General features: G+C 63.0%; 10 protein-coding genes and 2 pseudogenes. 4 read left to right on the forward strand and 8 right to left on the reverse strand.

Annotated features, from left to right (window positions below; genetic code table 11):
• Both AHiyo1_RS17490 and AHiyo1_RS17495 read left to right on the forward strand, forming a co-directional pair.
• Positions 1 to 418, forward strand: a 418-nt coding sequence (locus AHiyo1_RS17490) for an HNH endonuclease (RefSeq protein WP_148667654.1), incomplete at its 5' end; no start/stop codon positions are given.
• A 26-nt stretch (positions 419 to 444) separates the two neighbouring features.
• Positions 445 to 876 (forward strand): annotated as a pseudogene (locus AHiyo1_RS17495) (homocysteine S-methyltransferase family protein); the annotation flags it as partial.
• Between the two features lie 59 nt (positions 877 to 935).
• Here the strand turns inward: AHiyo1_RS17495 and mctP are convergent.
• From mctP to AHiyo1_RS17525, 8 genes and pseudogenes are all read right to left on the reverse strand, one after another.
• Positions 936 to 2,909 carry a monocarboxylate uptake permease MctP gene (gene mctP, locus AHiyo1_RS17500; RefSeq protein WP_253257425.1) on the reverse strand — a complete coding sequence of 658 codons (1,974 nt, stop codon included), beginning with the start codon at positions 2,907 to 2,909 and terminating at the stop codon, positions 936 to 938.
• Positions 2,910 to 3,126: 217 nt separating this feature from the next.
• Positions 3,127 to 3,471 carry a hypothetical protein gene (locus AHiyo1_RS25655; protein ID WP_059389384.1) on the reverse strand — a complete coding sequence of 115 codons (345 nt, stop codon included), beginning with the start codon at positions 3,469 to 3,471 and terminating at the stop codon, positions 3,127 to 3,129.
• Positions 3,429 to 5,615 carry a bifunctional YncE family protein/alkaline phosphatase family protein gene (locus AHiyo1_RS17505; RefSeq protein ID WP_059389385.1) on the reverse strand — a complete coding sequence of 729 codons (2,187 nt, stop codon included), beginning with the start codon at positions 5,613 to 5,615 and terminating at the stop codon, positions 3,429 to 3,431. Before AHiyo1_RS17505 ends, AHiyo1_RS25655 begins: the two co-directional genes overlap by 43 nt.
• A 116-nt stretch (positions 5,616 to 5,731) precedes the next feature.
• Entirely contained in the window at positions 5,732 to 6,451 is a 720-nt protein-coding gene (locus AHiyo1_RS27125; RefSeq protein ID WP_253257460.1) for a type II toxin-antitoxin system HipA family toxin, read from the reverse strand.
• A gap of 195 nt (positions 6,452 to 6,646) precedes the next feature.
• A pseudogene (locus AHiyo1_RS27130) lies at positions 6,647 to 6,808 on the reverse strand (HipA N-terminal domain-containing protein); the annotation flags it as partial.
• Between the two features lie 118 nt (positions 6,809 to 6,926).
• Positions 6,927 to 7,124 carry a helix-turn-helix transcriptional regulator gene (locus tag AHiyo1_RS17515; RefSeq protein WP_059389386.1) on the reverse strand — a complete coding sequence of 66 codons (198 nt, stop codon included), beginning with the start codon at positions 7,122 to 7,124 and terminating at the stop codon, positions 6,927 to 6,929.
• Between the two features lie 182 nt (positions 7,125 to 7,306).
• Positions 7,307 to 7,630, reverse strand: coding sequence for a DUF6221 family protein (locus AHiyo1_RS17520; protein ID WP_059389387.1), 324 nt, complete (start codon positions 7,628 to 7,630; stop codon positions 7,307 to 7,309).
• A 47-nt stretch (positions 7,631 to 7,677) separates the two neighbouring features.
• Complete coding sequence (locus AHiyo1_RS17525; protein ID WP_059389388.1) at positions 7,678 to 9,075, reverse strand: ammonium transporter; 1,398 nt, start codon at positions 9,073 to 9,075, stop codon at positions 7,678 to 7,680.
• 383 nt (positions 9,076 to 9,458) lie between these two features.
• Between AHiyo1_RS17525 and AHiyo1_RS17530 the strand changes: the two genes are divergently transcribed.
• Together AHiyo1_RS17530 and AHiyo1_RS17535 are read left to right on the forward strand one after the other, a co-directional pair.
• Positions 9,459 to 10,196, forward strand: coding sequence for a glutamine amidotransferase (locus tag AHiyo1_RS17530; RefSeq protein WP_059389389.1), 738 nt, complete (start codon positions 9,459 to 9,461; stop codon positions 10,194 to 10,196).
• Positions 10,197 to 10,224: 28 nt separating this feature from the next.
• The gene (locus tag AHiyo1_RS17535; RefSeq protein ID WP_059389390.1) at positions 10,225 to 10,530 is read left to right on the forward strand and encodes a putative quinol monooxygenase; all 306 of its coding nucleotides are present in this window, start codon (positions 10,225 to 10,227) and stop codon (positions 10,528 to 10,530) included.
• The last annotated feature ends 290 nt before the right edge of the window (positions 10,531 to 10,820 follow it).

Raw genomic sequence — 10,820 nt, forward strand, 5'->3', positions numbered from 1 at the left:
TTCGAGGGCACGGCTCTTCCCGCCCGGCCTGCGGCGCTTCATCCAAGCCCGCGACGAGACCTGCCGGACACCCTACTGCGACGCACCGATCCGCCACTTCGACCACATCATCCCCTGGCACGACGACGGCCCCACCAGCCCGAACAACGGGGCGGGCCTGTGCGAAGCCTGCAACCACACCAAAGAACTCAACGGCTGGACAGCACAAACCAGACCAGCAAAAACCAGGACAGCAACAACCAGCCCCGGCGGGCGGCATGTCCTCGAAATCCGCACCCCCACCGGACATACCTACCGATCCACAGCACCACCCCTGCCAGGAACGCGTTTGAACGGAGACCCGCCCGTCATGGCGGCACACTATTTCGGGGACCTGTTTCGTGGGCGCCACCAACGAGGACTCCGCCAACCAGCCTAGGCAAACAAACCCGGCAGAAGGATCGTAGGGTCTTGTTGGAACAGCCTCAGCTGATCAAGCAGGTACATCGCGACTATTTCGACGCCGGCGCCGAAATCGCCATCACGTCGAGCTACCAGGCTACGCCCCAAGGATTTGCCGGGCGCGGCATTGCCGAGGCGGAAGCCTTGGAGCTGGTGGCCTTAAGCGTTCGCTTGGCCGACGAGGCCCGGGGAGAGTTCTTGGTGGAAAACCCGGATGCGGGGCCTTTGCTGATTGCCGGATCTGTCGGCCCCTATGGAGCGTATCTCGCGGACGGTTCCGAGTATCGGGGCGACTACGTCCTCACCCAGCGCGAGTTCAAGGAGTTCCACCGGCCGCGCATCGGGGCGCTGGTGGAGGCCCGGGTGGGCTTGCTGGCCTGCGAGACGTTGCCTTCCTTCGCGGAGGCTGAGGCCCTGCTGGCGCTCGTGCCGGACGACGCCGCGGGATATCGCTGCTGTGGCAATGTCGATGAAGCGCTAGCGAGCAGATCCGGTCAGAACGTGCCGCCTCCCGTTTCGCCCAGTGGGTACTCGCGTTGGAGTTGGGCAACCTTGGGATCGTCCTCGTCAGCCCCGTAGTCCGAGTTCCGGGTGATGTCCTTCCCGTCGGGGAGTTTCATCGCGCGGAAGACAAGCGATAGGACGGCAGCGACAATGAGGTTGATGGCAAACGCGACGACCGCGATGTAGACCTGCACATTGGTGCCCGGGATGGCGGCGATGGAGCCGCCGAAGTTGGCCTTCGTCACGGGGTTGACCACGTTGTATGCCGCGACGGTGCCGTAGATGATCCCGGCGACCCACCCTGCGAACAGCGCCCAGCGGTGGAACCATCGGGTGTAGAGCCCAGCCACGATCGCCGGGAAGGTCTGCAGGATCCATATACCGCCGAGGAGCTGCATATTGATGGCGGCGGACTGGTCCATGGCGATGACGAAGATCAGGGCCCCGAACTTCACCACGAGCGAGGCGATCTTGGAGACCTTCGCTTCCTGCCGCGGGTCGGCGTCGGGCCGGATCAGGTCGCGGTAGATATTGCGGGTGAACAGGTTGGCGGCAGCGATCGACATGATGGCCGCCGGGACCAAGGCGCCGATGGCGATAGCCGCCAAAGCGATCCCTGCAAACCAGGCGGGGAAATTGTCCAGGAACAACTGCGGAACTACAAGCTGTGGATTGACGGCACCGTTCAGGTCAATCGGCTTGGTGCCCGCAGAGATGGCCGCGTAACCCAGGAGGGCAAGGAATCCCAGCATGAGCGAATACAGCGGAAGGACCGCGGCGTTCTTGCGGATGGTGTTCCTGCTCTTCGTCGCCAGGACTCCAGTGACCGAGTGCGGGTACATGAACAACGCCATGGCCGAGCCAAGGGCCAGCGTCCAGTACGCGGAATAGCTGGCGGCACCCGGGATGAAGACGCCGGCGGGCTTGCCTGTGGCCGGGCTGACGGCGTCGAGTTTCGTCTGGGCTGCACCGAAGATGTTGTCCCAGCCCCCGAACTTGATCGGCAGGTAGATCACAGCGACGATGACCGCGAGGTAGATCAGGAGGTCCTTCACGACGGCGATGAGCGCCGGCGCCCGAAGGCCCGAGGTGTAGGTGTAGGCGGCCAGGACCACGAATGCGATGATCAGCGGTAAGTCAGTCAGCAGCACATTCTCAGCGCTCCCGAGACCCAGCACGGTGAGCACCGCCTTGATGCCGACCAGTTGCAGCGCGATATAGGGCATGGTCGCGACTATGCCCGTGAGGGCCACCGCAACCGTGAGTGCCCTGCTGCCGTAGCGCCCGCCCACGAAGTCCGCCGGTGTGACGAAGCCGTGCCGGTGCGAGACCGACCACAAACGGCTCATCAACAGGAAGACGATCGGGTAGAGCACGATCGTGTACGGCACCGCGAAGAAACCACTCACGGCGCCGGTGGCCCACATCGCGGCCGGCACAGCCACGAAGGTGTAAGCCGTGTAGAGGTCCCCGCCCAGGAGGAACCACGTGACCCAGGTTCCGAAACCGCGGCCACCGAGGCCCCACTCATCGAGACTGTGCAGGCCCGTTTCCTTGCCCGCGCGCCAACGCGCCGCGAAGAAGCCCAGCACCGCCACCAGGATAAAGAGCACGACGACGACGGTGAGCGCGACGCCGTTGACGGGCCGATCCCCCGTGGTCGCCAGAGGGACGGCGAGCCCGCTCATTGTTCTTCCTCGAGTGCGTGCGCCCCGCGCGACCTCGCGGCGGCGACGGTCTTCCTTGGTTACCAGCCGGTAGGAGACGCCCACCATGGCCGCGGTGATCGGAACCCAGAGCATTTGGTACCAGTAAAAGAACGGCATACCTGCGAGCCGCGGCTGGTCAATCGAATACGTCGGGACGAACAGCGGAACCAGAATGGAGATGGCCAGCAGGATTCCGGCCGCAATATACGGACCGGGCCTTGCGGGCCCCCGGGTTGGCACATCGGGAGTTGACATGGACGCCTCCTCGTAGAGACGGCCCCCGGAGCGGGATGGGCTTCCCGGGACGTGCCGGTGGCCTGGCGGACCATATTTGTACCGGTCCATCAACAGAATAGATTCTGGACTAATTCTTTGACAGGGGAGTGTGCCCGTTTTTTATCCAAGGCTCAGCGCAGGCGCGGCGAAGGGCGGCCACCCGATTCTGGTGACCGCCCTGCCAAAGAGGATCTGGCTAGCCGTCAGGATCCTTCGCAGCCGGCTGGCTGCTGGAACCGGAGCCGATCACGCTGTGTTGGGGTTCGGGCATCTTCGAGTCAGCACCGTTCACTGACTGCCAGATGGACTTATTGAACAGCTGCTCATCGATCTTGTCTTCGGTGGCAGTGTCCTGGGTGGCCACCTGCGGGGCCATCGGAGCGTTTGCCCCGTTGACGGTGGTCATGTCGTAGCTGGGCTTGAGCGCGGTGTACGGCGTGTTGTCAGGCTTGGCCGTGAACGATGCGTTCATGGGAGTGGCGAACGCGTCGAACTGGGTCAGCGGACCGATGCCGGCAATGAGGCCGATGGTACGGACCATTGACGCCGTGCTGTAGAAGGTCGAATCGACTTTCCCTGTCTGGGTGTAGGGCTGATGGCCAGCGCCAAGGTGCGGTGCGCATCCACATGGTCCGGGCCGTTCTGAGCGTCATCCTCCGTGACGAAGATGGCGGTGTCCTTCCAGGCGGAAGAGTGGGACACGGTGTCCACCAGCTTGCCGAGCGCGTAGTCGTTGTCCGCGACATAAGCCTTTGGCGTGGGGGCGCCAACACGGGTGGCTTGGGTGTGGTCATTCGGCAGGCGCACGAACTGGACCGTGGGAACCGTTCCGGATGTCACTTGGGACTGGAAGTCGTTGGCCCATTCTTCAATACGTGGGGTACCGCAGCCAGGCTTCAGCGGCGCGAACGATCCCGCCGAATCAGGGCAGTTCAGGTCGTAACCGTGGTAGTTGTGGTCGGTCTGCGCATCCAGGACGGGGTCCGCGGCGTTGAACGTGCCGGCATTATTGGAAACGTAGAAGCCGTAGTTGCGGAAACTGACGCCTGCCTTGGCGAGCCGCTGCCAGACATACGTGTTGTCAGGCTGTTGGGCCGCGATTTCAGGGGCATTTCCTTCGCTGGGATACGGTGCCTTGCGACCCGAGTAGTTGGCCGGCCACATCTGCTCGGCGTACGGGTTCGAGTTGGCAGAGGCCACCCAATTCCATCCGTTGGCGCTCACTTCAGCATCGGCGTAGAAGTTGTCAATGGTGGTGAACTTCTTGGAGAGGGCCCGCATATTCGGTGCGGACTCATCGCCGAAGAGGTTCAGTGAGGGATCCCCGTTGCCCTTGCCGAGGCTCCCAAGCACCTGGTCGTAGGTGCGGTTTTCCTTGACCACGTAGATCACGTGTTTGATGGGACTCTCTTGACCCGGTTGGCGCGGGATGATGTTGCCGCCGGCGGTGTCCGGGCGATTGTTGTTTTTGACCTGCTCGGTGGCTTTCTGCAGCTGACCGCCCTCCGGCACGCTGAAACTGCTCAGTGTGCCAAAGATCATCGATCCGCTGTACTGGTTTTCGGCGGCCGGAGCGGTTGACTCGGGGTTTGGGTGGCCAGGTCCGTTGTTTGGCCCGGCGCCTAGCCCTTTCGCGTTGGTGACATGCAATGTCCCGTCGCTGAAGGCCAGCGAACTCGGGTACCAGCCCACGGGCACCACACCAGCGACTGCCTTCTGGGCGAGGTCGACGACGGCGACGTCGTTGTTACCGGAGTTGCTCACGAACAGGCGGTGGCCGGCTTCGTCCAAGGCCAGTCCGGTGGGATTGGTTCCCACCGGTGCGCCCTTTTCGGGTGCGACGCTGATATTCGCGCTTGTACCGGCGGCGGTGTCGACAACGGAGACGGTGTCGTCGTCGCCGTTGGCAACGTAAAGCGTGTGGCCGTCCTTCGACAGGACGGATTTGTTGGGATGGAGACCCACCGTGACGGTGCGGGAAACCTTCGGTTCGGCGCCTGTAATGTCCACCGCGGAGATGTCCGAGGCGCCCTGGTTGGTGACGAACGCCGTCGTGCCGTCCGGGGAAACGGCGACCGAAAGCGGCCGGTGACCGGCCGGCGTCGTCGAGACGTTTCCGGTGGCGAGGTCGACGACGGACACGGCATCAGCGAGCTGATCTGCGACAACCAGCCGCTTGCCGTCGGGCGTGATCGCCAATCCGGCCGGAAAGAGATTGACTGCCTTGCCCGCGGGCGTCGTGGTGGGCAGCTGGATGGGCGCCCCTTCGGCCAGCTTGCCGCCGGAGTAGCCGTAGGTGCGGATTTTCGAGTTTGCTGCCGCGCTGGCGTAAAGCTTGGTGCCGTCGGGGCTCCACGCCAAGCCCATGTAGAGGGATTCCGGGGACTTGTATGAGATGGTCTGGTCTACCTCGTGGTCTGCGAGATCCACGAGTTGCAGCGACTGCGTACCTTGACCGTTGTTCGTGACGGCGAGCCGCTTGCCGTCGGGGGAGATGGCGGAGTTCAACGGGAGGTCCCCAAGTGAGGTCTGCTGTCCGGTCGGCGTGACGCGCATGCCGATTGAAGTGACTGCCGTTCCGTCCTCGTGGGGGCCGGCGAAGGTGGAGACCGCCGCGAACGCAGCGCTGCCGACCAGCACACAAGACAATGTTCCGATGATGACCGGGATTGTTTTGAATTTCATGGTCCCAAAGCTAGGAGCCCCGAAACACGTTGGTCCGACTCGCAGGGAACCATCAGCTAAATCATCAGTGAACTGATGAAGCGGGGCGGGGGTCGGCGTCGGGTCACCGCCCGGACTCAGCCCGCCAGCTCTCCTCTCCGGAACCTCAACTCCCGCAGGGCGCCTCGGAGCGGTGACCCAGTGAACGGTAGGTCCTCCAACTTGACCTTCCCAGAGGCTGACAGGGCCAATGTATTTGCGGCGGTTGCGGCGCGTTGTGGTAGGCCGAGGGCGAACGCGAAATCGGCCCAGTGCTTCGCCTTGAGGTTTTTGGTTTTCCCGGACAACGGCAACGCGAGCGAGTCGTCTCCGTATAACAGCGTGCATGGAATGTCATAGATCGGGGCCATAACGAATCCTCCGTGCCGGTCCCCGAGGATCGAGAGATTCTTGGCATGGAGATCGCCGTTCCCGGTCAGCCAGGCAAAGACGAACTGCAGGTACAGATTGCGGCTTGCCACGAGTGGGGCCTTGCACTGCCCGGCCAGCGCAGCAGCGACGTCCTCCGACGTCACGGAATACTTGGAAGCCGGTGGCAGGCCCATGACCTGGGCTCCGTCTTCCATGGGTAGGCGCACCCAGGAGCGATCCTTGTCCTGCACGCGGTCGAAGCGTTCCACCAGCAACCCAGGCAGCCCGTGCATGTCGGCGATGATATGGCTCTTCGCTACAGGGATCTTGAGATCCTTGGCGGCGGAAAGGTGCAGCGCTTCGTTTACCAGCAAGTGTGCGTGGTTGGGCGGGTCGAGTTTGAGCAGATACCGCTGCCCCCGGAGAGACAGTGGTGTGGTCAGCATGGAGGCACTTGCCTTGTCCTGTACTCCGGGGATGGCATGGCGGTCCACTGCATTGGCGAGGGCGGCAAAGTCCAGTTCCTCGGGCCTGGATGTGTCGGCAAGGGGTGCCGGTTCGGTGGGAATTTCGCCGCTAGGGACCACTTGGACGTCTCCTGGCACGTCGGCGCCGACTGCGAGCAGGAGGGTGAGTTCGTCGTCGAAGCTGGTTTTGGTGGCGTCCCTGAGCACGCTCAGCCGATGCCCCTCCGGCAGCAGGCCCGCGAAGAACGGCGGAAGAGCGCCAGCGGGAGTCTCGACGGGATGGTCCGTCACGGGCAGCGAACTGGCAACCGCGGGCAAACCGGATGTCAGGTACTCCGCCGCGTAGGAAAAACTGACCCCGCCCTGGCCAGTGCGGGCAAGGTGCCCGCCAGGACGCCGCCTTTGTGAACGTCCGCTGCACGAACGAACTTCAACTCCTCGAAATCGTCGGCCATCAGACTGCTGCCATGCGCAGGCCGACGGCGTTGGCTACGGCCACGACGGCCCCCAGTGAAGGATTTCCGGTTGCAGTCTCAATCGCCCGCACGGTCCTTTCGGAAGTCCCGGCAAGGTCGGCAAGGTCAGCTTGCGTGATTCCGGCCTCTTTGCGTGCTTTCCGGATGGTGGCCGCAATCGCCGCTAGGTCCTCCACGAGTCTCCGATGATCCGGCACGATGTTGCCGATTTGACAGTATTCTTGGTCAATTCTGAACCATTTTGCCAAAATCGGCAAGATGCTGCCGAAAGTAATGATTTTGGCTGCTGTGAAGCCGTCAAAACCTCATTTCGGCAAGATCTTGCCGATCTCCACCCAACGCGCCTCGCGTCCGCCAGCTACGTCTCCGCCAGCCATTCCGGTTCGAAGTCCGGATGGTCCGAATAGGGCAGCGCGAGGGCATTCAGAGATTTCGTGGTCCATTCGATCGATTCCGGGATCCACTGGGGGGTGTCCCCAAGCGTGCCGCGAACCATCGTGGCCAAGGCCGTTTGCCGCGCGGATTCCACGATCCTGAGCAGTCTTCTTTTTGATTCGCATTCCAGGAGAAGACGTCGCTCGTACCATTTGCCCGCCTCGGAGACGGAACGGTCGCCAAGGAGTTTCCGCGCCGCAGCCTCGTCCTCTTTCAGGCGGTCCGAGAGGAAATCGACGATATCCACAAATTGAGCGTACGCGTCCCTTGCAGTGGCGGAAATGCCCGCCTCGCCTAAGCCGGGTCGGTTTGCTTTTCGCGCTGGAGCTCGACGGCGGCGGCGGGCGACGAGGCGACGGCGGCGGCACGGGCTGAAACCGGGACTGCCGAAGCGGCTCGGGCCGTGACGGGGATGTTGACGTGGGGGAGGGCAGCAACGTGAGGGATGGCGTTGAAGTGGCTCCGGGACATGCTGCCGAACTCGTAGGCGGTCTCGGCGTGCTCTGACAAGTCCACGCCAGCCACCTCGGCTTCGTGGCTGACCCGGAATCCAACGGTTTTATGGATGACCAGGGCGATGATCGCCGTCATGATTCCAGATACTGCAAGGGTGACAAGAATGGCGACGATCTGCGCCACGAGCTGCTGGAGTCCGCCTCCGTAAAACAGTCCTCCGCCCTTGCCGCTCACCGGCAGCGCAATGAATCCGAGCGCGAGCGTGCCCACGAGCCCGCCACCAAGGTGGACGCCCACGACGTCGAGGGAGTCATCGAAGCCGAACTTGTGTTTCAGGTCGACAAACACGGCGCAGGCTGCACCGGCCACCAGACCCAGGCCAAGGGCTGCGGCAGGAGCCACGTTGGCGCAGGCCGGAGTGATAGCCACGAGGCCGGCAACGACGCCGGATGCGGCGCCCAAGGATGTGGGGTGGCCGTGCCGGATCTTCTCGGTGACCAACCAGCTGAGCATGGCACCAGCCGGGGCTACAAGGGTGTTGACCCAGATCAAGCCGGCCTGCGCCGACGTCGTGGCCGCGCCGGCATTGAAACCGAACCAACCGAACCACAAGAGGCCGGCGCCAAGCATGATGAAGGGGAGGTTGTGCGGGCGGTGGTTCGGGTCTTTTCCAAAGCCGTGCCGCTTGCCCAGGATCAACGCTAGGACAAACGCGGCGGCGCCGGAGCTGATTTCCACCACTGTGCCACCTGCGAAGTCAATCACCTGGCCGAAGACCGAGCTGATGGCTCCGCCGGGGCTGAGCAGGCCGCCGCCCCAGACCATGAAAGCCAAGGGACAGTACACGAGGGTGATCCAGATGGGGACGAAGATGACCCAGGAAGTGAATTTGGCGCGGTCGGCGATAGCGCCGCTGATCAAGGCCACGGTGACGATGGCGAACGTAGCGCTGAAGCCGAGCTTGATGAGATCGGTGGAACCGACCAAGTCCGCCGAGCCGAAGCTGCTGAACGGGTTACCGAAGATCCCCAGTACGCTCTTGCCGCTGATCATCGAGTAGCCCCACAGGATCCACACGGCGCCTACGATTCCCGCGGAGATGAAGCTCATCATGATCATGTTGAGGGAGGCCTTGGCCCGGGTCATGCCGCTGTAGAAGAGGCCAAGTGCCGGGGTCATGAGCAGTGCAAGTGCCGCCGACACCATCACCCAAACGTTTTCCGCAGTGATATCCACGTGCGTTTCCCTTCTTATCGGAATGCCTAGGAGGGCCGCCGTAGCGTGGCCCCGTTCTTCCCCTGCCCAATATTTCCGGTTCCGTGTTTCAAGCAATGCGAGGAAAAATTGCGGGGACGTTACATAACTTGCCTCGGCGTGAAGAACGCATGACGGGCATGTTTCGGGAATGTTAACGGCCCCCCGGCGGGGACGCGAGGCTACCTGGAGAGGGTGGCGAGGATCCCCGTGATTCCGCGGATTCCCGAGTCAACGGAGGTGAAATCCTTTCACCCGGCCGGAATTCGGGACATTTCTCGCACGTGAACGGCGGCTCACCGCCCCGAAAAGGATGTTTCAGCCGAACGCTGGCGCGTCACGGGTACCGGGCGCACACTTAGCCTGTGAAGCCGTTTCTCCTGCTCGCATCTCGCGCCGAAGACGCCGCCGCCGAGGAAGAGTACCAGGCGTATCTTCGTTTTGGAGGGCTCGCTCCCGAGCAGCTACAGCGCATCCGAATGGAGGCGGCGCCCCTGCCGCCGCTCAGGCTCTCCGACTATTCCGGCGTGATCGTGGGAGGCAGCCCCTTCACTTCGAGCGACTCGCCGGAGCACAAGAGCCCGGTCCAGAAACGGGTGGAGAAGGAACTCGCGCAGTTGCTGGACACGATTGTTGCCGCCGACTTTCCCTTCCTGGGGGCCTGCTACGGAGTGGGAACCTTGGGACTTCACCAGGGGGCCGTGATTGACCGTACCTATGGTGAAGGACTCGGCGGGGTAACCATCAAACTCACAGCGGAGGGCATCCAGGACCCGCTCCTCCAAGGCATATCCGAGCGCTTTGTCGCCTTTACCGGCCATAAGGAAGCCTGCACGGTCCTGCCGGGGCACGCGGTGTTGCTGGCTGGTTCGGCCGCCTGCCCGGTGCAGATGTTCCGGATCAAGAAGAACCTTTATGCCACTCAATTCCATCCGGAGCTCGACGCCGAAGGCCTCGTCACACGGATCGACACCTATCGCCACGCCGGATACTTCCCGCCTGAGGCTGCTGAGCAGCTGATGGCCGACGCCCGGAAGATCACCGCGACCGAACCAATGAAGATCCTCGGCAACTTTGTCCGCCGGTACGCGATTCCCCAATAACGTCGGAGGAATGAAGCACAATGGGCCCATGACTTTTGCAAACGTAGGAAGCCTCGGCACGAAACCCGGCCAACGCGACGCCGTTGTATCCATCCTGCTCAGACCGAAACCGGAGCTCCGGGGCGCGGGCTGCCTCCTCTACGAGGTGGGCGTCAACGAAGAATCGCCGGACACGGTCTTTGTCTGCGAACTCTGGGAATCGGCGGAAGCACACCAAGGTTCGCTGAAGCTGGACAGCGTCCGGGCCGCGATAAGTGAGGCAATGCCACTGCTGTCCGGTGAGATGGGCGGCACCCGGTTCACGGTATTGGGCTCGCCGATCCGTGACGCCTGATATTCACCCAGGCGACACGTGGCTGATGGACAGGATTTTCATAGCTCTCACATAGCTGCGGTAGCTACGGTTGGTTCATTATGGAAGAGCGAGAGCCCCGCCGTCCCGGCCAAGGGTCCGGACGAAAGAGAAGTCGGTGGAACAGCTGGAGTCCCCGCCGACGTCGATCGGCCTTGCTGACAGCCTTCGCCGCCATTCTGGCCTTGACCCTGACGGCCACGGTCTACTCGGCTGCGCACGCCCGCTCATCCGTCTCCCGAACCGTATCGGCGGTAGCCAGCGCCACGCCG

Origin of the sequence: Arthrobacter sp. Hiyo1 (assembly GCF_001263615.2) — a bacterium.
Taxonomy (GTDB): Bacteria; Actinomycetota; Actinomycetes; order Actinomycetales; family Micrococcaceae; genus Arthrobacter.